At 61.3% G+C, this 24776-nt stretch carries 9 protein-coding genes; all 9 read left to right on the top strand.

From position 1 onward, the window contains the following. Nucleotides 1-247 (top strand): hypothetical protein (locus VL547_RS07550; RefSeq protein ID WP_325576890.1); only part of this gene is annotated, 247 nt, incomplete at its 5' end. Between the two features lie 396 nt (nt 248-643). Continuing rightward, nucleotides 644-2929: a hypothetical protein gene (locus VL547_RS07545; RefSeq protein WP_325576888.1), complete on the top strand. Its 2286-nt coding sequence runs from the start codon at nt 644-646 to the stop codon at nt 2927-2929. A 286-nt stretch (nt 2930-3215) separates the two neighbouring features. Next, a complete protein-coding gene (locus VL547_RS07540) occupies nt 3216-4604 on the top strand; it encodes a hypothetical protein (protein ID WP_325576886.1) in 1389 nt (462 codons plus the stop codon). A 22-nt stretch (nt 4605-4626) separates the two neighbouring features. After that, entirely contained in the window at nt 4627-6933 is a 2307-nt protein-coding gene (locus VL547_RS07535) for a hypothetical protein (RefSeq protein WP_325576883.1), read from the top strand. Nucleotides 6934-6943: 10 nt separating this feature from the next. Continuing rightward, nucleotides 6944-8020, top strand: coding sequence for a hypothetical protein (locus VL547_RS07530; RefSeq protein WP_325576881.1), 1077 nt, complete (start codon nt 6944-6946; stop codon nt 8018-8020). Then, nucleotides 8017-8412 (top strand): hypothetical protein, encoded by a 396-nt coding sequence (locus VL547_RS07525; protein WP_325576879.1) that lies wholly within the window; start codon nt 8017-8019, stop codon nt 8410-8412. Before VL547_RS07530 ends, VL547_RS07525 begins: the two co-directional genes overlap by 4 nt. A 12-nt stretch (nt 8413-8424) precedes the next feature. After that, nucleotides 8425-15204 carry a hypothetical protein gene (locus VL547_RS07520; protein ID WP_325576877.1) on the top strand — a complete coding sequence of 2260 codons (6780 nt, stop codon included), beginning with the start codon at nt 8425-8427 and terminating at the stop codon, nt 15202-15204. A 2-nt stretch (nt 15205-15206) separates the two neighbouring features. Further along, nucleotides 15207-15890: a hypothetical protein gene (locus VL547_RS07515; RefSeq protein ID WP_325576875.1), complete on the top strand. Its 684-nt coding sequence runs from the start codon at nt 15207-15209 to the stop codon at nt 15888-15890. An 11-nt stretch (nt 15891-15901) separates the two neighbouring features. Then, nucleotides 15902-24274 carry an RHS repeat domain-containing protein gene (locus VL547_RS07510; RefSeq protein WP_325576873.1) on the top strand — a complete coding sequence of 2791 codons (8373 nt, stop codon included), beginning with the start codon at nt 15902-15904 and terminating at the stop codon, nt 24272-24274. Nucleotides 24275-24776: the final 502 nt, after the last annotated feature.

Below are 24776 nucleotides of genomic sequence, written 5' to 3'. Positions count from 1 at the left end.
CGTGACCCTGAATGAATCCGGCGCCACGCCCGCGACCTTCACCGCGGCGGGCGTCAACGCGGGCGCCGCGCCCGTCTACCTCTGGCAGCTCAACGGCGTCACCGTCCAACAGGGTGGTCCGTCGTATACGCCCGCCGGCGTGTTCCCCGGCACCGCGTACACCATCGTGTGTACGATGACACCGTCCCAGGATGTATGTGTCAGTCCCGGAAGCGTTTGCGTCAGTATCCCCTACTATTTTAACTGATCCCGAAACCGCGCGGTATGTGGAAAAAACTTTGCAGCTCCCTGATCCTCCTGCTCGCCGCCGGACGTCGTGTGTCAAAGCATCAATTTCATGTGGTAACCTGATTAACTATAAAAATCGATTTGGTTTTTAAAATTTATTAATTACTTTAGTAAGGATATCTTGCGGTCACTGCTTAACGTCACCTGAAGCCCTCGTCGTTCCTGATTCTCGTGAGGCCGTTCTGTAGTCTCAATCGCTTCCCGACATTTTTGTTCTGATCCGGTTTGCGCCCCGCCACCCGCGGTGCGGCTGCGTTTTGCCAACGCCCGCCGCCACCGCGGAACGCCCAGTGCATGCGCTCGGAAACGTTGCGCCCGCGCCGGAACGCCCCGATATTGCCCGAAACGTTGCCATATGTGGAAAAAGCCTTGCTACTACACCTTAACCGTCCTGCTTATGCTTGTCGCCGCGGGCGCCCGTGCGCAATCGATATTTTGGATCAATGGCAACGGTTGCGTCAACCAGCAACAGCGGTTCGTGTTTTCGGGATCGGGTACGGTATCGTCGTGGTCGATCACCGGGTCCTACACCGGCGTCACCCAAACCAACCCCTTCCTATACGTTACCTGGGTAGCGGCCGGGTCGGTATCCGTGACGTGCAACTACGTCAATACCGCGGGCCAGCACCTGTCGACGCCCCCATACCCGGTCACCATCAACTCCACCTCCAGCCCGTCGGTATCCATCAGCGCGAACCCCGCGAGCGTCTGCCAGGGGTCGACCGTGACCTTTACCGCCAACGCCGTCAATGCGGGCGCCTCGCCCTCCTATACCTGGTACCAGGCCGGCTCGCAGGTGGGGAGCAACAGCGCCACCTACGCCACCAGCGGTATCAGCAACGGCCAGCAGGTGTATTGCACGATCAATTCCAGCAACCAGTGCGCGTCGCCTACCACCGCGACCTCCAACACGGTCACCGAGACGGTGAACCCCTTTACGACGATAACCGCCACCGTGGCGCAGACGGGTATAGCCTGCACGGGCCAGAGCGCGAGCTTCCAGTGCACGCCCAACGCCAGCTCTTCACCGCCCGCCGGGTATACGTTCCAATGGTACCGCAACGGCTCGCCGGTGACCGGCATCACCGGGCCGCCGCCGTATGTCCTCGTGCTCAACAACGGAAGCGTCAACAGCGGCGACCAGATCTACTGTAAAGTATCCACGACCTCGCCGTGCTATACCGGCTCGGTGAGCTCGAACACGGTCTCCACGACCTTCAGCGCCGCCCAGACGTTCTATCCGAGCATCGCCGTCCCCGCCATCTACCTCTGCCAGGGGCAGAGCATCACCTTTACCGGGAGCGGGAACTTTGCACCGACGAGCTACCAGTGGACGAGCAGCGGCAACCCCATCGCCGGGGCCACCGGGAGCACCTATACCGTGACGGTCTCTTCGCTGGCGCAGCTCCAGGCGATCGGCATCAACGAGACGACATCCGCGACGGGTTGTCTCAGCAACACCAGCGGCTCCACCAGCCTGGCGAGCGTCCCGTTCACGGTCAACCCGACGGTCACGCCATCGGTGAGCATCTCCGCGAACCCCGCGGGGACCGCGTGTCTGGGCAGCACGGTCACGTTTACCGCCAACCCGGTCAACGGCGGGAGCCCGCCGGGCTATCAATGGTACCTAAACAATAACACGACCGGCTCCAACAGCGCGACCTACAGCAACAGCAGCCTGAACAACGGCGACCAGGTATACTGCAAGATGACCACCAGCGCCGCCTGTCCCACTACGACCCAGGCGACGTCCGGCACGATCACCGAGACCGTGACCCCCAGCGTCACCAACCTCTCGGTAACCGTCGCGCAAAGCGGCCTTCCCTGCCTCAACCAGGGCGGCACCCCCGTTTTCTTCGCGACGACCACGCCCATAACCCCGTCAGGCGCGACCTTCCAGTGGTACGACAACGGCGCGCCCATCAACAACACCGCGCCCGGCTCCAGCGCCCCCGCCTATGTCTGCACCAACCCCGTCGTCCGTATCGGCGACCCCGTCTATTGCACAATGAACGCCAATACGGCCTGCTGGACACCCGGCTCCGCCTCCTCCAACACCGTCTACGCCGCCGCGCAGCAGCCCCAAAGCTTTAACGTGGGCGTGGGCCCGCTGGGTAGCGGGATCGACATATGCATCGGCCACCAGATAACGCTCCAGTGTAACTCGAGCCCCGCCGCGCTGCCGGGAAGCTACCAGTGGACGGTGAACAATTCGCCGGTGCCGAACTACACCTCTTCGACGCTCACGCTCACCATACAATCGCTGGCGCAGATATCCAATATCCAGGTCAGCGCCCAGGCCGGCGGCGGTTGCGTGAGCAACACCAGCGCGACCGCCACGACGGCGATCCTGCCGTGGTACGTGCTCCCGTTCCAGGTGCCTTCCGTGACCATCAGCGAGTCGAGCGTCATCACCGGCGGCCAGCCGCAGTTCACGTTCACGGCCAACCCTACCAACGGCGGCTCGCAGCCCGGTTACACCTGGACGCTGAACGGCGCCACCGTGGGCACGGGTCCGACCTACAACGCCGGTACGCTGACCCAGGGAAAAGCAAACACCATCCTCGTACAGATGACGACGTCGCCCGAAATATGCGTGGCCCCGGATGTCGTTTGTCAAAGTATAAATTTTGTATGGTAACCTGATTAAATTGAAAAACGGATTTTGTTTTTAAAATTTATTATTTACTTTAGTGTGGACGTCCCCTGTTAGTAAGGATGTCAACCTTGCGGTCACTGCTTAACGATACCTGAAGCCCCGACGTTCCGATTCCCGTGAGGCCGTTATGTAGTCTCAATCGCCCCAATCATTTTGGTCTGATGTTAGTTTGCTCCCGCGGCGGCCACCGCGCGGGAAAGGAATCGTATTGCCGAAACACGGATATATGACCAGGAGAAAGCCATGCCCGTTCTTAATCGTTTTCCTTATGTGTATCACCAGCCGCGCCGGCGCCCAGAACATCGTCCTGCACCTTTCTGGTTCCTTTTGCGTCAACCAGCAACAGGAATTCGCTTATGCGGGTCCCGGCACGGTTACGTCGTGGGTGATCACCGGCGCGCACACGTCCACGCAAAGCAACCCGGACCTGTTCGTAACCTGGACGCAGACCGGGGCGGTTTCGGTGACGTGTAACTATACCCTCAACGGCGTAAGCAATTCGACCGGTGCCTATCCATACACGGTATCCGGGACCTCCAGCCCTTCCGTATCGATCAGCGCCAGCGCGGCCAGCATCTGCTCGGGCGCCACCGTGACCTTTACGGCGTCGGCTGTGAACGCCGGCTCGCCCATCTACGCCTGGTACCAGGGCGGGACATCGGTGGGCGGCAACAGCGCCAGCTACGCCACCAGCGGGCTGACCAACGGCCAGCAGGTGTATTGCCAGGTCGAGTCCAGCAACCAGTGCGCCTCCCCGCTCATCGCCACCTCCAATACGATCACCGAGACCGTCAGCCCCTCCAGCACCGTAACGGCCGCGGTGGCGCTGGAGGGCAGCGCCCCCTGCCCGGGCTCGATCGAGTCCTTCCAGTGTACGGCCGCCACCAACACCGGGTCGACGCCGCCGGCCGGGTACAGCTACCAGTGGTACCGTAACGGTTCGCCCGCGACCGGAATCACGGGGCCGCCGCCCAACGTCATCGCATTCGCCGCCGGGGGGCTCAACGCCGGCGACCAGGTATACTGCAAGGTGTCCACGACGTCGGGTTGTTATACCCCTTCGGTGAATTCCAATACCGTGTCGGCCGTGTTCAGCGCGTCAGAGACGTTCACCCCCACGATCGGCGTTCCCAAGCTCAACTACTGCCAGGGCGAGACCGCGACCTTCACGGCCCAGGGGAACTACCCGATCGGCAGCTGCCAATGGACGAGCGGGGGCGTCAATATCACGGGCGCGACCGCGACGACGTACACCTTCAACGTCGCTTCCGTCGCCCAGCTGAAAGCCATCGGCCTCACCGCGTCGACACCGCAGACGGGATGTATCGCCAACGCCACCCAATCCACCGGCGTTGCCGACGCACCGTTCGTGGTCACCCCGCTCCCGTTCCCGGTGCCCGCGGTCACGATCACCGAGTCGGGCGTCATCACCGGTGGCCAGCCGCGGTTCACCTTTACCGCCACGCCGGCCAACGCCGGCTCGTTACCCAGCTATACGTGGTCGCTCAACGGCGCGACGGTGGGCACCGGTCCCACGTACAACGCCGGCGCCCTGCCCCAGGGGAAAGCAAACCTCATCCTCGTTCAAATGACGGCGACGTCCGGGATATGCGTGGCCCCGGATGTCGTTTGCCAGAGCATCAATTTCGAATGGTAACCACAACAAAAAATACTATACCGTGAGACCCTTGCTTTTTTTGACCGGATGGATGCTCGCCGCGGCGGCGGCAGCGGCCCAGCAGGCGCCGGACACCACGCACAAGCCGTCAGTGGTGCAGCAGCAGGCAGGCGCGCTCCTCGCGACCCCCGTCAGGAGCGCCGCCGCAAACCTGAAGTCCACCCTCCAGGCGCCCACCCAGCTGGTCAAGGGCGGCCTCCACGTCACCAATGTGACGGTCGACGTCATGGCCGGCGTCATGGACCTCAACAACCTAAACACCGACGGCAGCCTCTACCCGCCGCTTTACGGCACCTACAACGTTGCCCGCACCCGGCTGGGCGCCACCGTCACCCTCTTCAACGTCCCTATGCAGGTCGGCTACCAATACGAATACACCCAGGGCCCCGGCGTGATGGTCAACCTCGGCGCCCTCACCACCACCTTCGACAAGAACGCGTATATCAGCGGGCTAAAGGCCCGGCTCCAGGGCAAGTTCAACCCCGCCGACTACCTTCCGCAGCAATACCTGTCGATCGACCGCCTCGAACAGGCCGCGCTCGCCGACCTCCACACAGACATCGGCAACATCCAAAGAAACTACGGCAGCCACCTCCCCCTCAACGCCGCCGGTCTGGGCGACTGGAAAACCGTTACCGAAACCGACCAGGCGACCCTCGAGCGCCTCATCCTCCCCGACAGCCTCCAACACGCCATTGCGGCGAACAAAGTGCGGCTCACCCAGCTCCAGGCCCGCAAAAACCAAAACCAGCCCATCGATACCTCTGAATACAACAAGATACTTTCGCAGAACCACGAAGCCGAAGGATACCGGGTGATCCTGCAAAAAGTCCAGGAATACCGCAACAAATGGGCCGCCAGCGGCTTCACCGCGCACCTTCGCCAGCTGGCCCAGGAACGCGGGATCGCCCTGGCCAATATCGCCAAAGACCCCGGCGTGATCGCCCAGGCCGCGCGGCAGAACCTCTCGCTCAACGGTGTGGAGAAAATCTTTATGGACATGAAGGGCCTCAACCTCGGCCGCGGCGTCGCCGACCAAAGCGCGATGACCCTCAGCCAGTCGGTGATGCAGAACGGGCTGAACACCGAGCTCCTCAGCAGCGCCTCCAAGCTCTTCTCCGTGACCGGCGGACACATGCCGTCACAGGGGTCGAGCTACGAATCCGTTTTTGCGGGGAACGGGTTTAACCCCGACATGGCCATGGCCTCCCTCAGCGCGGGCAAGGGCACGCCCGGCGATAACGCCGCGCGCGTCTCGATCATGTCCTTCAAAAGCACCGCCGCCAGCGGCCTCCAGGGAATGCTCCCTACCGGCGGCGGGTTGCAGAGTTTTGTCCTGACCTTTTCCAAGGACCTCAGGATCGGCGACCACGGCCACCTCAACACCGAATTCTCCAAGTCCCTGGCCCCCGGGACCGGCGGTATACAAAGCGACTTCTTCAAGACCCTGGGCGTGGCCGTCGACTATAACAACGAGTTCCCGAAACTCGGCCTGTCGCATGACCTACGGCTATCGAGCGCCGCCGCGGATTACAGCAACCCCGGCAACGCCTACCTCTTCTCCGGCATGAAGGAGGCCGCCTCCAACATCCAACAGGTCCTCCTCCACCGCCAGATGACCATCACCCTCAGGAACGCCGTCACCGCCTTCAGCATGGGCGGCGACGACCGCTTTACCCAATACACCAACCTGCTGTCCGTCCGCTGGCGGCTGAAAAAAGGGAACTATGTCGCGCTGAAATTCCAGCCCAGCTGGTCGAGTCAGACCATCGACGGCATCAGGAGCCAGGCCGGCGCGATCACCCGCCTGTCCACCGACGTCAACTACAACGCCAAAATCGCCAAAGACGCCTACCAGTCGTTCACCAGCCTGGCCTACGTCCGCAACACCTTCCCCAGCGGCGGAACGACACTAGGCCTCAACCTGCTCAACACGACCCCACCGATCACCAGCTTCCAGCTGACCTCGCAACAGACCCTGCAAATACGCCAATCCCAGCTCTACTTCAACAATACCGCCGGCTACACCCCGCAACGAACCGCCTATGTCTACCTCAACTCCACCTGGAACACCGAAGCCGGCTACCGCTACCCCGTCAAGGGCAGCATCACCGCCGCCACCGGCCTCAACTACACCACCGTTACCGGCTGGTATACCCAGGCCGGCATCCGTCAAAGCCTCAGCGGCCGGATCAACAACCGGATGACCCTCAGCGGCAGCGTGGATGTAGGGAAGAACCTGAAGGTCGACGCGCCCTATCCCGTCCCCGGTTTCCGCGGCGACCTGCGCATGAGCTATCACTTCTAAAAAAGAAACCATGAAACAAGTCCTCATACTGATCCTCCTCACGCCGCTGATAGCCACCGCCCAGGTCCAACTCCAGTTCAACCCCGCCATCGACGGCCTGACCCTGGACCGCCTCGGCAACGTACGGATCGTCAGCAACCTCCCCGGCGTCGCCCAGGCACGTCTACAGATCACCATCACCGGCCAGACGGGCACGGTACTGAAGGTCTCTACCCCCGCCTTCGACCTCCACCCAGGGCCGAACATCCCGCCCGCCCAAACGCTCGGCAACGCGAGCTATGCGTTCGCCGGCAACGCCGGCGGCCAGCACTTAGCGCGCACGCACAAGCTCGACGACGGCGAATACGATTTCTGCTTCCAGCTCACGCTCACAGGTACCGCCAAGGGCGTCGAAGACTTTTACGAGCAATGCTTCCCCTACGCCGTCCACCAGAACACCCCGCTGGTCCTCGTCGACCCCTACGACCGCGAAAAGACGTGCAACCAACGACCCAACCTCCTCTGGCAACCCGGTCTTCCAGCCGATCCAACGATGACGTACACGGTTATACTGACGCCCGAGAAAAACCAAACCCCCGCCGAAGCCATCAACTTCAACCAGGCCCAGCTCTTCGTCACCGACGTCCCCACCAGCTCGCTCAACTACCCCGCCACCGCCCCGTCCCTGACCGTAGGCCAGACCTACGCCTGGCAGGTCTGGGGCGTAAAGGACGGCGTGATAGCCACCAAATCCGAGATATGGACCTTCACGGTCGACTGCTCCAGCGACACCGCCCAGACGAGCAAGGACAGCTACCGCGAGCTCACCGATAACCTCGACGCCGCCTCCTATATCGCCAGCGGCGCCATCCACTTCTCTTTCTACGATCCTTACGGTCCCTACAACATGACCTACAGCATCGTGGACCTCTCGAAGCAAAACAAACCCGTCAAGCACCTCCCCGAACTACGGTGCTCGACGGGCTACAACAAATACGACCTCGACCTGACCGGCATCGGGGGCTTTACCAGCGGCGACCAGTACCTGCTGCAGTTCAAGCCGATCGAAGGGAAAACGCTTTTACTCAGATTTATATACATGCAATGAAGAAAATACCCCTCCTGCTGCTGATCGCCGCCTGCAATACAAAACCGCAAGCCATCAAGACCATAACGAAGAACGGCGTGACCCTCCAGGTAAAAAAAGACGACAAAGCCGTAAAAGGCGGTTACGAAGCCTTCCTCATCCGCATCGACTATCCGAAGGGTATGGCGTTCACCAAAGCCCAAAGACTGGACATCGACAACGGGCTGCAGGAACAAATTGCCCTGATAAGCAGCAAAGACACCCTGACCGCGGTGTTCTTCCAACGAATTGCCAGCATAGCCGCCAACCGCGCCGAATATCTCGCGGCGTTCGACAAGCCCGGAACGAACACCGAAACACTCCAGATAACCGACAACCTCTTCGGCCTCGGCCGTCAACAATTAACGTGGTAAATCACTATAAAGATGGTATTGAACAAGCTTTTGCAGCATCGGAAGAAAGTGGCCCTGGGCGTGCTCCTGGCCATGACGGTGCAACTCGTCGCCCCGTTGAAGCTGAGGGCCCTGACCAGCGGCCCGGCCCAACCGGAACACAAGGGCTTTGAACCCGGCGGTATGTCCGACCTCGTGGACAGTTTCAGCGGGGACTTCAACTACAGTATCCCGATCATGGACGTGGGCGGGTACCCGCTGAACCTGAACTACCACTCCGGTTCCGGCCCCGACGACGAGGCCAGCTGGGTCGGCTTTGGCTGGAGCCTCACCCCGGGTTCGATGAACCGCGAGCTCCGGGGGTTGCCCGATGACTTCAACGGCGCGGACAAAGTGATAAAGACGGAGCACCTCAAGGACCATATCACCGAAGGCCTCACCGCCAAGGTCAGCGCCAAGGTGGCTGGCGTACCGGTAGGGAATTTCTCGCTGTCGGCAGGCGTCGAGTTCGATAACTATCGCGGCATTGGCACCCGCCTGGGCGCCAACGCCGGCCTGTCGATCGGGGACCTGAATTCCTCCGAGGAGAACGAGAACAACCAGGATGACGACGACACCCTGCCCAGCGGCAACGGCCTGTCGGGAGGCGTTTCGCTCGGCCTGTCGACCAGTTCCATGGACGGCGCTTCCGCCGACCTGGACTTCAATATCCTGAAGAAGAACCAGGACATGAACGAGTCCAACGAGTCCATCGCCATCGGGTTCCCGTACAGCTCCCGCTCAGGTTTACAAGGTATGACCCTGCGGGACTCTTATGATCCGGGCAAAGTGGCCACGGGCGGCCTCCCGTCCGCCATGCACCTCAGCTCGCCGGAGATCGGCGGGTCGTCCTTCATCTCTTTTGTCGCGCCCACGTACACACCGACCATCGAAGTACCCACTACCACCGACTCCTACACCCTGAACCTCGACGCCGGAGGCGAGGTCAGCTTTGGCTACATCGGCGGCGGGATATCGGGATACTATTCCAACCAGCATATCGCCGGCGGAGACCAGACTCAGACCATGCCCGCTTACGGGTACATGTACCTGGAAAAGGGCAAAAGCAACCCCGGCGCCCTGATGGACTTCAACCGCGAAAAGGACATCCCCTACAGCAGCGAAGTGCTCTATCTCCCGGTCCCCGTCCCCACCAACGACCTGTTTTTTGCGTCCGGCGAAGGCGCCAGCGGTCAATATACGATCGCCCGCGGAGAGCCCGGCGTCCTGTTCGACCGGCATACCGGGACCTCGGGGAATGACTTTAGCCTGGGCGTACAGGCGGGGTTCGGCGACTATTTCAGCCTGGGCGGCGACTTCTATTACCAGAATGCCAGCAACCAAAGCCAGAAGTGGACACAACAGAACCGGTTCCTCCCGGTGGGGGACTATTCGACGCAGCCCACCGTAAACACGACGCAGGAGCACGCCTACTTCAAGCGCATGGGCGAGCCCGTCGTCACCGACGAAGCCTATGCCCACTCCTTCCAGCGCGACACCGCCGTCCGCGTCGTCCTGACGGGATCCGGCGCGACCGTCACCGCCACCAACCAGCTGTCCAACGAATATACCGCCACCGCCCTGACCCAGCCGCTGGGCCGGACCGCCCGCGAACAACGCATCAAACCGGTCTCCTACCTCACCGCCAGCGAGGCGGCGCTGGGCGGCCTCGACAAGACGATCAACAGCTACCCCGCCGGACAGTTGTGCGAACCCGGCTGTTCCGGCTGCGCCATCCAAAACATCCCCAGGGTAGGGGGCTACCGCCAGGGCCATCACCTATCGCAGATCACCACCACGGGGGCCAACGGGGAGCGGATGGTATATGGATTACCGGTATACAATACCTACACCGAAGAGACCAGCTTCAACGTATCCCCCAACAGCAACCAATGGGCGGAAGGCGTCATCAATTACAACCCCGCCAGCGACGCCACTCCCGCCAATACCCAGGGCACCAGCGGCTATTTCTCCAAACAGGTGACACCCGCCTACGCCACCAGCTTCCTCCTGACCGCGGTCCTCTCCGCGGACTACCAGGATCTGACAGGCGACGGCGTAACCGACGACGACAAAGGCAGCGCCTACAAGTTCAACTATACCCTGGAAAACGGCCTCTATAACTGGCGCACCCCGGTGGACCAAAATATGGCCTCCTACAATATCGGGATGCTCAACGACCCCCGCGACGACAAGGGGAGCTATACCTTTGGCCAGAAGGAGCTGTGGTATCTACACTCCATCGAGTCCAAGACGCTCGTCGCGCTCTTCATCACCGAAAACCGCCAGGACGGCTTTGGCGTCAATGACGCCACCGGCGGCGTCAACACCGGCGTCCCCCTGCAACGCCTCAAGGAGGTCCGCCTGTATTCCAAGGCGGACATCCAGGCGCACAACGGCGATTACACGCAGGCCACGCCCATACGCGTCGCCCACTTCGTATACAGTTACTCCCTCATGCCGGGCATCCCCAACTCCCTCAACGCCAGTACCGGCAAGCTCACGCTCAAACAGGTCTATTTCACCTTCGGCAACGGCCAGAAAGGCCAGCTGAATCCGTATACCTTTACCTATTACAGCGAGAACCAGCCTCTGGCTTATCACCACCAGATGTACGACCGGTGGGGCAACTACAAGGACCCGGCGGACAACCCCGCGGGGATGAATAACGCCGAGTACCCGTTCACGTTACAGGATACCGTGGAGACGAGCGACTTCGTGTCCCGCTGGCAGCTCCAGACCGTGACCACCCCTTCCGGGGGCTCGCTTACCGTACACTACGAATCCGACGACTACGCTTACGTACAGGATCAGCGGGCGTCGCAGATGTGCCCTGTAACGGGCGTAAACAATGCCAACGTCGCAAACGGGCTGACCACCGCCAACAGCATCCTCGTCACCCTTCCGCAACCGGTAAGCTCACAGCAAGACCTGATGTTCCGGTATTTCCAGAACATGACCTACCTCTTCTTCAAGGTATACATGGACCTGGACGGCCAGGGGCACAGCGAATTCGTGCCCGGCTACGCAAAGATACAGTCGGTGCAGCTCGTCAACAGCACCACCGCCAGCATACAGCTGGCGCCCGACAACATATCCGGCGTCGGTAACGTCAACCCGGTCACCAGCACGGGCTGGCAGTTTATCCGATCCAATCTGCCCCAGTACGCTTATCCCGGGTACAGCAACATCGGGCAGCCGGGCAGCGACTTCTCCAAGGCCATCAAATCCCTGGCAACCGCCCTGGGTAACCTGTCGGAGCTGCTCCCCAACAGTTTTCCCAAAAAAGCAAAGCGCAACCACTATTCCGACAAGATCGACCTGACCCGTTCCTTTGTCCGTCTTTGCTCACCCGGTTTCCGGAAGCTAGGCGGGGGCGCCCGCGTAAGCCGTCTCGACATCAGCGACCAGTGGGCCGGGATGAGCGGGACGGCCGACGCGAAGACCGGTACCTATAGCGAAGTGTTCAACTATACCACCCAAAGCCAGGACGAGAATGGGAACAGCATCACCATCTCCAGCGGCGTCGCCTCCTACGAACCGTTGATCGGCGGTGAAGAAAACCCCTTCCACCAACCCATTTTTTACCGGCAGAACGTCCTCCTCCAGCTGGACAACTACTACTACGTCGAACAGCCCTATTGCGAGTCGTTCTACCCGGCCCCGCTCGTCGGCTACAGCCGCGTCACCGAAAGCATGGTGGGCACCGGGGACGCGGCCAGCACCACCGGCTGCACCGTGGACGAGTTCTATACCGCCAAGGACTACCCGACACAGGTCAGCGCGCTGCCGATGCAAAAGATATACGGCCGGAATTCCGCGGTCATCCGCCTGCTCTTTGGCAAGGTGGAACACAGCGTCGGGTTGTCGCAGGGCTATTCCGTCGTCAACAACGACATGCACGGCAAACCCAAGGCGAACTCGACGTACAACCAGAGCGGGGCGCTGATCGAGGAGAACCGCTATTATTATCGCACCCTCAACCAGGCTTCCGAGGCCCGGCAGCTGGACAACCACGTACCGCTGGCGGAGCCCGACGGCTCTATCCGCCAGGGCACCGTCGGGCAAGACATCCAGGTGTTCACCGACATGCGTGAAGATATTTCCAACAACGAGGGAAGCAGCGTCCGCGTCAGCGGCGGCCTCGCCGGTTTGTTGTGGTTTCCCTGCCCCTTCTTTTTCCCGGGACCGGGGTCCAATTACGACCACCGCACCTATCACAGCGCCTGTACCATCAAGGTCGTCAGCGATTTCGCGATCCCCGACAGGGTCGTCAGGACCATCAACGGTTCCACCATCACCACCCAGACCCTGCTCTGGGACGCGGGGTCGGGGGATGTCGTCCTGTCGCAAACCCAGAACGAGTTCGACGACCCGGTATACAACCTCCACCTGCCGGCCTATTGGATGTACGACCGGATGGGCGCCGCCTGCCGGAACGACGGGGCCTATTTGTCCGGTATCCAAACGGACGCCACCGGTCGTATCACCAACGGCGGGTTCGCGGGTCTCCTGGTACCGGGCGACGAGTGCCTGGACCTGCTGGGCGGTAACGACTACTGGGTGACCAACTCGGACGGCAACCTCCGGCTCGTCAACCGCGACGGCAGCCCCTTTGCCGGCAGCGTCGCCAGCGCGAAAATCATACGGTCCGGGCGCCGGAACATCCTGGGGTCGGAGGCCGCCAGTTTTTCCACCCTCCACAACCCGATCGTGGGTAACCGCCTCGACTGCTCCTACGTCACTAAGATCCTGACGTCGGAGGCCCTTGAATACAACGAAGCCTGGAACCAACCAGAGGCCTACTACTGCCGTTATATACCCCCCGCGGGCTTTCAACTTTCCCCCGACAGCACCTATTTCTACCAGGACGTCGCGGGTTTGTTCCCCGACGACCCCGGCGACTGTGAAACCGCCTGCGCGGGCGACGAGAACCCCCAATACGGCGTCAACGGCCTGTCGATCTACCTGCCCGGATACGATACCCTTGGGAACGGCACCCTGTATGTTTCCAACTATACCGGCAACAGCTATTGGAACGGTGTGAGCTGCTCGGGTGGGGGAGGGGGCGAGGCCTTCGCCCTCAAAAAAGCGGCGTCGTCGATCCAACCCCTGGCGACCGCGCCAGCCACGTGCAACATGCTGCCCTCGGCCAGGCTGGACACCGACTGCGGTCCGCTGAACACGCTCGGTATCTGGACGTGCAAAGGCTACGGCCTGATACGCCCGAACGAGGACGGTCGCTTGCCGGCTACCCAATGGATCGGCTTTTCCCGGATGTTCAAGGCGCCCGCTACCCAAACATATTACCTCGCCGTCGGCGCCGACGATTTTTATAAAGTAAAGATCGACGGCCAGACGGTGATCAACCGCTTCAACGCCACCGGCGATTTCCAGGCCTGGTACGCGTATCCCATACAGCTGACCAAGGGCTGGCACATCATCGAGATGCAGGCCTGGAACCAGTTGGCGGGCGCCAGCATGGCCGCGGAGATATATGGCGCAACCCCGTCGCAGATTATCGGGGCGCAGGGCTACGCCAACCTAGACACGATATTCAGCACCCTCAACATGATCGGCGCCGGTATGTGGGGCGTCGCCACCGCCTGTCCCGCCGGCTATGCCTTCGACCTGGCCGATTCCAACGCGGCCACGCCCTGCCGGAAAAAGCTTCCCATCAACGGCTACGTGAACCCCTACGTCAACAACCTGCTGGGTGATTGGAAAGAACAACGCGTGCGCATCTTCCGGGTGGACCGCGAGCAACCCACCGTCCACGCCGAGGCCGGGCTGGCCCAGGCCACCAACATCCGGCAGGCCGGCGCCTATGCTGATTTTTCGCCCTTCTGGCAGTACAATACCAGCAGCGCCTCCTGGACCGCCAACGCCGCCGGGGACGCACGTTGGATAGCCGCGTTTGAAAACACCGGCGTCTCCCCGAACGGCGAAAGCATCGAGAAAAAGGACGCGCTGAACCTCTATGGCGCCGTCCTCTTTGGCTATAACCAGTCTGTGCCCGTGGCGGTCGCTTCCCCGGCGGAATACCGGGATATCGCCTTCGACGGCTTCGAAGACTACCTCTTCAATCTCCAGTGCGCGCCGGCCGGCTGTATACAACACCACTTCGACTTCAGCCAGCTGGTCAACGGGAGCACCGTCCAGCTGAGCAGCCAACAGGCGCACACCGGCCGGTATTCGCTCCAGCTTACGGGGAACGTCACCCTCACCCGGCAGATCTATGGAGACAACCCGGTGTCTTCCTTTTCGGTGGACGCGACGGGTAATTACAAACCGGCGATCAACCAATGGACCGAAGGCTTTTCCCCGGTGCCGGGCAGGGAATACCTGCTGAGCTGCTGGATCAGGGATGGCCAGCCCCGCCAGGCGACCACGCCGGCGATGTTCCTGGTCAACGGCGCGCAGCTCATCAACAGCTCCATGACATTCCCGATCGTGGAAGGGTGGAAGCGGATCGAGGTGCCCTTTGTCGTACCACAGGGAGCCACCACCTTCAACCTGACCATACAGCCCGGGGGTACGCTATACCTTGACGACATCCGCATTTGCCCCTACAACGCCATCATGACCTCGACCGTTTTCGACCCGTTCAGCATGCGCGTCATGGCTACCCTCGACGCGAACGACATGGCCACCTTCTTCGAGTATGACGATGAAGGCACGCGGATACGGACGAAGAAAGAAACCGAACGCGGCATCGTCACCGTGACCGAGACCACCGAATCCCTTTTGTACCCCACCAATACCCAGCACTGACCATGACCTTCGCACGCCTCTTACAAACCTTGCTGCTGGCGGTCGCGTCGACCGCCGGCCGGCCCGCGGCCGATACCGGGTGGAAGCCATCCGGTGACAACCCCTGGCAGGAGCTGGACAGGCTCTCCGCCGCCGTCCTGGACCGCCTGCCGTTGCGCATGAGCGGCACGATCCGGCTGGTCGACGACAAGAACGGCCGTGTGATCGAGCAGCAACCCTTTTCCGTCGACTGGATCGACACCCTCGACAGCCGCTACCGCATCGGCGACATGGAAGTCCAGCGTACCGCACGTCTCCAGGTAACGGTCGACCACCAGGGCCGCACGGTGCAGGTCGACAAAGCGGCAAAGGCTTTTCCGGGTATGAACGCGGGGTTATGGCGCTGGCGGGTGTGGATGCAGACCCATAAGGTCCAGCTCCAGGTGCTCACCGACGGCCACGGCCGCTACCAGTTGCTCGCACCCGGGGGCGCCGCCGGACAGGTATCCGACATCCGGCTGTACTACGACCACGACACCTGGCAGGTAAGCAAGGCGGTGTGGTATGACCTCCAGCTGGGAAAAGCGCCGGGCGACTACACTGTCAACCGTGTCGAATTCTGTTACGACAGCCTCAGCCGAATCCCATCCCCCGGCATACTGCCCGACTACCAGCGCTACCTGGAACAGGGCTATCACCTCCGTTAACCACTTCGACTATGTCCATCATCCATCATATCGGTAAGACCGCGATAACGACACTCCTCCTGTTGCTCTCCGGCTCCAGGTGCCTGGCCTCCCAGGAGCCCTACTTCAACGAGCTGCGGGGCGCGCAGGTGGCCCAGGGACAGACGCTGACCGTCACCGACGACAAGTTCCGTTCGATGACGCCCGGCCAATGGAGCGCCTTGCAGAACATATCCGTGCGGAACGTGGTGACCTTCGAGCTGAATTTCGACACCTCCGTTTTCTTTTACGCCAGGCCCTTCACCTGCACGCTCAACGCGACGATCCATTTCTACGCCGACCAGGGCGATACCAGCGAAGAGACAGCGTCGCCCCAGACCGTCAACCTGACGATCAGGTACGACACCGCCAAGGGAAAGGCCTATACCGCGGTGGCCCTTTACCGGTTCAGCGGGGCGTATAAATTCTCGGTCGTCATCAACAGCATCAATAGTCCTGAACTGGGCAGCCAGCTACCCTCCATATTCCGGCTCACCGGGCGGACCGTCATAGACCGGAAATACCCTTTTACCGACAACAGCACCGACGTCACCGCGTTCCAGCAGCCCAACCCCTCCCAGCTCCAGCTCGGTTGGACACCCGCCAACTACCCCGGCGCGGAAACCTTCGACCTGGAGTGGACGTTCATCGACAGCGCCAGCCAGCGCGGTTACTCCATCCTCAACAATTTCGGCAACGGCGCGACCATCCCGCAGGACACCCTGGCCTATTGGTTTACCAACAACGCCACGCGCATCAATACGTCCGCCAGCGGGTACACCATCAACCTCCATTACAACGCCGGCTGGGTCCTGTTCCGCGTCCGCGGCGTCCAGATACACTATCCCGACAACATCCGCTACGAAGGCGCGTGGAACTACCAGGCGTCCCCCGCCGCCGGGGGCGGTGTCCAGAGCGCCGCCGTGCCCGTACAGTGGCACGAACGCTGGCTGAACTGGAGCTACACCGGGATGTTCACGGAAGACGGCAAGAGCAAGGAGCTGGTCAACTACCAGGACGCGATGTCCCGGACCCGTCAGTCCGTGACCCTGAACAACAGCGACCGCGTCGCGTCCGTCGCCGAGGCCATCATGGACGACATGGGCCGGACCGCACTGGCGGTCATGCCCGGTATCGCACCCGACACTACGATCCATTATTTCCGGGACTTCAACCGGAACGCCGCCGGGCAGGCATATTCCTACGCCGACTTCCGGCAGGGCGCCGGCTGCCAGGTCATTCCGTCTCCCATGTCGACCGCTTCGGGGGCGTCCGCGTACTATTCGAAGACCACGCCTTTTCCCCAGGCCTTCCACGCAGCCTACGTACCTAACGCCCACGGCTATCCCTTTGCCGTCATCCAATACACGCCCGACAACACCGGCCGGCTGGAGCAGACCGGGGATGTCGACACCGCTTTCCAACCGGGTGGCGCCCACACGACCCGTTATTTCTACGGCAAACCGCAACAGGTCGAACTGGACCGCCTGTTTGGCTCCGAAGCGGGGCTGGCCAGTCACTTCGTGAAAAACATGATCGCCGACCCCAACGGTCTCGTGACCGTGACGTATGGCGACGCCAACGGACGCGTCGTGGCGACCGCCGTCGCGGGACGCTCCCCGTCCAACCTCGACTCCCTTTCGACGTCTGTCGGCGCCGTCACACCGGTCTCCGAAACCCTGCTCCGCCCGGAAGACTTCACCCAGGACGTATCCAGCTATAGCCTTTCGGCGACGACGACGCTGCTGGCGGCCATGACCGGCAACTACCATTTCTCCTATGAAGTCGACCCGCTGGCGCTCGTCCAGCGGTATGGCCTTCACAACCAAAACCAGCTTTGCAGCGCCTGCTACTACGACCTCGTGATCCACGTCAAGGATAATTGCAGCAACATCCTCTACCAGGTGGACAAACCCGCCGGCCAGGTCTTCGACACCACGTGCGGCGCCCAGGCCGCGCTCATCGACAGCTTTGCCGTGGCGCTCCCCGCCATCGGGGAATACTACCTGGACTATTCGCTCGTCATCAGCCGAAACGCCCTGAACTATTTCGACAGCGTCAACCTGGCCAAGAACACCAACATCCTGAAGTTCGACGCCTTCCTTACCCAGGAGCTCCAAAAGGAGGACTTCACCCCCTGTTTCGCCGACTGCTCCACCTGTATGGCCAAACTGGGCACCGCCGACGGCTTCCTCAACCGCTTCCGCGGACTCTACAAACAGGATTCCATACCGTTCGCGGCGACGGATTCGGCCTATCTCCTGACCGTATACACCAACCTCCTCCAGCAGTGCCAGGCCAACATCACCTCAGGCGCCTGCGGCGAGAGCGCCTGCCAGCAGAAACTGGACGTGATCGAACAGGACGTGACCCCCGGCGGCCAGTACGCGCTCTATGACGGCGCGTATAACCTCGTCCAGCCCAGCATCAACGTATTGCAATACTACGCATCGGTCTCCGGTTACGTCGACGCTAACGGGAACCCCGCCACCGTTACCCTGCAGAATATCGACGGCCAGGATTCCATCACCGTGGCGCCCCAACAGCTCAGCCTGGCGCAGTTCATCCAGTATTTCCAGCCCTCCTGGGCCGCCGCGCTCGCGCCTTACCACCCCGAATACTGTCTGTACCTCTGGTGCACCCAGAACAGCGGGAGCTATACCTTCGACGACATGCTCCAGCAACTGCCCGACGGCAATACCGCGGTCACGCTGGGCTACTATAGCCTGACCGACTTCGCCGCGTTGCTCGAAAAAGACCCCTTCTTCGCGGCCAATCCATCTTACTACCAACCGATGTACGACAGCCTCCGGTTGTTTTCCCGCAGCCTGCTCGGGACGTCCCAGCCTGACCGGGACATCAGCGGAATGATCCAATCCGTACTTTATTGTACCAACCAGACCAATGGCTTTACCGCCTGTTCCGTCAGCCCGTCCTGCCGTTCCGCCGACATGGAGTGGACCCTGTACCTGCCGTGGTACCTCAACCTCAAACAGGAATTCTACGCCCAGGCCAGGGCGGCCAATCCCCAGTTCGCCAATTGTCCCAACTGCCACATCGGCCAGGACCCGTCCGGATTGTTGACGATGCCCTACAACCCCGTCAACTACAGCCCCACGCCAGGGCCGACGTGTAACACCTGTTCGGCCGGCGTCTACCGCCAAACCGGCCGGCCAGGCGTTTCCTACTACATCGAATACGGTACGCCCGCCAGCCCGCCCACCGACCTCCCGTCCGGTTACGGCAACGCGGCCTTCTACGCGACCTTCAACACCCCTGGCGGCAACCCCGCCAACGCCGCCATGGGCTGCAACTTCGCCAACGTATGGGTAGCGGAATACGACTCCGCGTGTTGCGGCCAGCCCGGAGGCCTCTGCCTGTGCTCCGCGGGTGGACGGCCCTCCAGCTATTGCGCGCCCGCCACGCCCACCGATTCGCTTTACGCCACCAAACGCCGGGTGTTTGCGACCTATGTCAACCCGACCAGCGTACTGGGTGGGATACAGGGGTCGAACCCGCAGCAGGGCAGCGACAGCACCCGGGCCCAGGTCGCCGCACAGGGCGCGTCCTTGTGCGACGCCGAGGCCGACAACTGGATGTCCCTCCTGACGCGCTGCACCGCCGATCCCAACCTCATCGCCCAGTTGCGCGCCGCGCTGGTCTCGATCTGCTCCGCGGGATACGACGCCAAACACCCCTACGGTTCCTCCTCGCTGCCCCCCGGCGCTACCGGCCCATACAGCACCTTCGAACAGGCCATAACCGGCATAATCGGATCGGGCGCCATCAACGCCGGCTGTACCTCCGAGCTGTTGTCCATGCCCTACCCGTACGGACTACAGCCCGTCGGAGCAGACCCCGTGATTCAGCAAAGCACCGCTTCAACATGCGCCCAGGTCGCCGCCATGCAGTCCGCGTACGCGGCCTCCGGTTTTACCGGCACCTTTAGCCAGTACCTCCAGTCGATCCTCGGCGCCGACGACCAGATGAGCGACGCGAACGTAGCCGACCTGCTCAACAGCTGCTCCAACTGTAACGGCGTCCTCCAGTCGCCGGTGACCCTCCCCGCCGCCCTGGTCCCGGGAAGCACGGCCGCCGTTCCCTGTTCCACGCTCCAGGGCCTCGTATCGTCCTTCCAAAGCTATTTCCCGGGACTGACCACCGACAACCCGGACTATGAAAACCTTTTCACGAATTACCTCAACCACCGGACGGGTTTCGCACTGGGTTTCGACGACTACCAGGACTTCCTGGGGACTTGTAGCGGCAACGCCCTGCTCTACAACAAACCCCTGACCACCGCTGTCCAGCCCAACGACAACGCCTGCGTACAGGACCTCTTCGCGGACGCCGAGACCAACGCCCAGACGCGCTTCGTCGCCTATATCGATTCGGTCCGCGCCGCCTTCCGGCAGGCCTACCTTACGCGGTGCATGGGATTGCAACCCACCTTGGGTATGAACGCCAACCTGGACGAGTACCATTATACCCTGTATTATTACGACCAGGCCGGCAACCTCATCAAGACCGTGCCGCCCGCCGGTGTCGCCCTCCTCAACGGCGCCCAGACCGATAGCGTCGCACAGGACCGCCTCTATAACCGCACCGGTTGTTACGAATACGCCGACGAGCTCCAGTTCACCGGCGCCGGCGCCATGTCCTTTACCAACCAGCCCTTCTATTCCAGCGGCGCCGCGCCGTTCACGCTGGAGGCCTATATGTATTTCCCATCGGCCGGCAGCCAGGGCATCCTGTCGCACTATCATCCCACCACGGGCTTTGGCGGCCAGGGTTATTCACTCTTCCTGCGCAACGACAGCCTGGTCTTCCACATGGCTTTCGACGATACGAGCTACCTCGAGGCGGAAGCGCCGCCCATCGAACAGCTCACGCCGCTGGGCCAGTGGGCACACGTCGTCGTGGAACGCATACCCACGGGCGACTCCGCGCTGATCCCCGTTATCTATGTGAACGGCATACCCGCGCCCCTGGCCGTGCAAAGCCACCACTTCGACCTGACCAGTAACATCAGCGCCTCCGCGCCGCTATTGATCGGCGCTAACGGTTCCAGCTTCTTCGGCGGCCGAATCAAACAGGTCCGGATATACCAGCGTGACCTGCCCGCTGCCGAGGTTCTGCAGAACTATTTCAGCGCCTGCCTGCTGCCCGCCAGCCAAACCGCCATGGTATGCTGGATGCCCATGGCCGAGGGCAGCGGAGACATCAGCGACATACTCAACAGGGATACCGCGGCCTGGACCCAGACTGGCGTCGATCCCGACTGGATCAACCGCAGCCTCGCCGTCTACCCCGCCCACCGGATGGCGACGACCTATCATTATAACAGCCTCGACGAATCGACCCTCGAGCAGCGCCCCGACCAGGACAGCGTGCGCCTTTTCTACGACCTTGTCGGCCGGATGTTCGCCACCCAGCACACCGAACAGGTCCAACCCGTCAACGGCGGCGCCGCCGGCCGCTACGCATATGTCGTCCGCGACGGCATCGGCCGTGTCGTCGAAGCCGGCGAAACCAGCGGTACCACCGACCTCCGGACCGTCAATACCCTCGATACGAATGCCGTGAAAGCCTGGCTCACGTCGGGATCGCACACCCAGGTCACCCACACCTACTACGACGCCCCTGCGCAGACGCTCGTGTTCCACCCGTCTATCACCGCCGTCCAGGACAACCTGCGCGACCGGATCGCCTCCGTTGTCTATTGGTCCGCGACGGGTAACTCCACCTATGACCAGGCGACCCACTATAGCTACGACCTCGAAGGGAACCTCCAGACGATGTGGCAGGAAGTGGCCGCGCTCCGTCCCTACAGTGACAGCGGCATCAAGCGTATCGATTATGACTATGACCTCGTCAGCGGCAAGATCAACCAGGAAACCTACCAGGCGGGCAAGGGGGACCAGTTCGTCTATAAGTACGACTACGACGCCGACAACCGGCTGGTGCGCGCCCGCACCAGCCGCGACAGTATCCTCTGGACAAACGACGCGGACTATTATTATTATCTCCACGGCCTCCTGGGCCGCGTGGAATACGGACAATACAAGGTGCAGGGCCTTGACTTCGCCTATACCCTCCAGGGCTGGCCAAAGGCCCTCAACGGCATGCACCTTTCCTCCACCGCCGACTCCCTGGCCGACATCGGCGGCGACGGGCGCGGCGCCCTATCCACCGTGGCCCGCGACGTCGTGGCGACCGGCATGGGGTATTTCCCCGGGGACTATGACCCCAGGGGCGGCGACACCGCCACCGCCATGGCCGTGACTTACCAGGCCGCCACCCCCGCCTACGGCGTCACCGGGAACGGCGTTTACACCGGCAACCCCACCTATATGACGGTCGCGCTCTCGCAGGTAGACAGCAGCACCATGGCCGGTTATTCCTACCGCTACGACCAGCTCGGCCGTCTCGTCCAGATGCGCAAGCACGGCAACATACCCGGCTCGGCCCGTACCTGGGACAACACCTCCGCCGTGTCCGATTACCAGGAGTCCGTCGCTTACGATCCCAACGGCAACATCCAATCGTACTTCCGCAACGGCACGTCCGCCGCCGGGCACACCCTGGCCATGGACCAGCTGTCCTATCGCTACCAACCCGGGACCAACCGTCTCGACCACATCCAGGACAACGTCCCGGGCACCAACTATAACGGCGCGGATATCACTACCCAGGATACCCTCAATTATAGCTATGACGGTGACGGCCGGATCATCCGCGACGCCCAGGCCGGTCTCACCAACCTCCAATGGAACGTGGGCGGCAAGGTGGCCCAGGTCAGCCAGTCGCACCTCAACGCCACCATCACCTACGCCTACGACGCCATGGGCCGGCGCGTGTACGAGCACCGCCAGAGCGACTCCTGTAACACGGAAGACATGTACATCCGCGACGCCCAGGGCCGCACCCTGGCTATTTATGGACATGACGTACGAAGCGGCCAATTCACCTGGAAAGAACAGGACCTCATCGCCGCCGGCCGTATGGGCACCTGGTCGCCCAACCAGCCGCCGCCGCAACCCGTTTCCTGGTCAAACGCCCCCGACAGCATGCAGCTTGGTTACCGGATGTACGAGCTGTCCAACCACATGGGCAGCATCCTGGCGACCGTCAGCGACAAAAAGACGGGCGTCGCCTTCCAGGACACCCTCGTCGGTTACTACGTGGCCGACGTGCTGTCCCAGCAGGACTACTATCCCTTCGGCATGGCCATGCCCCTGCGCGGCTATGCCTCCCCCGCGTACTACCGGTACGCCTTCCAGGGTATGGAGAAGGACGACGCCTGGCAGGGCGCCGGGAACACCTACACCGCCGAGTACTGGGCCTACGACCCCAGGGTCGGCCGGCGTTTCGACCCGGACCCCTTCACGCTGGCCCCTTACAGCAGCTATATGACCCTTGGCGACGCCCCCACCATGTACTCCGACCCATCCGGCCTCGACTGGTACGAGAACAAAAAGACCCACGAGCTCCGCTGGTTCAACGGCCACAAACAGCGTAAAGGCTGGACCTACAAGGGTAAGGACGTCACCGTCACCACCAGGACGACCGACCTCCAGCCCGTGGTCGTCACCCCCAAAAAGCCTTACGACAAGACGCCCAAGCCCGTCGGCGTCGACCTTGACGGCCTGATCAAGGACGAAGCGGACTACGTCAAGGACGCCTTTGACAAATTGCGCAAGGAATACCTCTCCGATGAAGACAACGGGAAGATCGATAAGATCGAGGACGAAATCAAAGCCGGGACCAAACCCGAGGAATACCTCGAGGAGGAATTGATGAAGCGGTTGACCCCAAAAGTGATCGCGGAAGCGAACAAAAAAGCCAAGGATATCATCGAGTACCTGAAACCGCTCGCCGAGCTTGTGAGCAAGGGCGGTGACAATAAGTACAACCCGGCCGTTTACGCCCTTTGGGGTGTGGTGATCGCCGAGTACGGGCTCAATTTAGAAGCCGTCGCACCCGGTCTGGCCGTAGAGGGCGTGAAAAAAGTCATCGACGAGCAAAATGAACAGCAGCGCGCAAACGACGACGAATTCGGCATACCCATAGGTCAGTCCCACGGCTATGAGGCCCTGGGCAGGGCGATGGAGTCCTATGCACGGATCTGCAAATTGTTGGGCAAACCCGGGCTGACGTATGTCGGTTTCTTTATGAAGGAAGCCGACCTCGAAAAGGTGATAAACGCCGGCTACCTCGACCTGGAGCTCGTCAAAAATAACATCTCCCTCACCCGCCACGAAGGCGACGAAAAGGACTACTTCGTCTACTTCCGCGCCAACCTCATCACCAACAAAGTCATAAGTACCGACGACATAGGCTATATCCGCCTCGACAAGAAGTAATTTCCCGTCGCCGGACCGCCCATTTCCCGCGCCCGCCCCGCACCTTTGGCTCGGTTTTTGCTTAACTAATTGAGGCCGTAGAGCTTACGAGTAAGAAATTTACTGCGTAGTTCTACGGCCTCCTTCTTCGCACTTCCCCCACCTCCGGCGTAAAATTGTTGCTTCGAATATCGGGCAGTTATGCTATTCTTTCGATTTAGCGGACATCGTATGTTTGTATTGTTGATGACAGTCAACCGTACCTTAGAAACCGAAAACAACACAAGCAATCCAAGTATCCTTTTTGAAACCGTACCGTATCCAAGTATCCTAAGAAACCCGTATCCAAGTATCCAGTATCCGAGAAACCAAGGTCTTTTATCCAATGCCCGTTTGAAATCCGATTCCAACCCTCTGAAAACCGCAAGGACTGTAGCTGTCACATCGAGTTTATCCGTATCCGTGAACTAACCATTTTAAACCAAAGACGTTCGTAGTTAAGCCCAAAAGATTTTTACCCCAG

This window comes from Dinghuibacter sp., assembly GCF_035492835.1.
Lineage (GTDB): Bacteria > Bacteroidota > Bacteroidia > Chitinophagales > Chitinophagaceae > Dinghuibacter.
Note: the sequence above shows the minus strand (reverse complement) of the source record. Positions and strands in the feature narration are given on the sequence as shown.

Coding starts and splice junctions, on each gene's coding strand:
- VL547_RS07510 (WP_325576873.1), top strand. CDS start 15,902: ATGTCCATCATCCATCATATCGGTAAGACCGCGATAACGACACTCCTC.
- VL547_RS07525 (WP_325576879.1), top strand. CDS start 8,017: ATGAAGAAAATACCCCTCCTGCTGCTGATCGCCGCCTGCAATACAAAA.
- VL547_RS07515 (WP_325576875.1), top strand. CDS start 15,207: ATGACCTTCGCACGCCTCTTACAAACCTTGCTGCTGGCGGTCGCGTCG.
- VL547_RS07540 (WP_325576886.1), top strand. CDS start 3,216: ATGTGTATCACCAGCCGCGCCGGCGCCCAGAACATCGTCCTGCACCTT.
- VL547_RS07530 (WP_325576881.1), top strand. CDS start 6,944: ATGAAACAAGTCCTCATACTGATCCTCCTCACGCCGCTGATAGCCACC.
- VL547_RS07545 (WP_325576888.1), top strand. CDS start 644: ATGTGGAAAAAGCCTTGCTACTACACCTTAACCGTCCTGCTTATGCTT.
- VL547_RS07520 (WP_325576877.1), top strand. CDS start 8,425: ATGGTATTGAACAAGCTTTTGCAGCATCGGAAGAAAGTGGCCCTGGGC.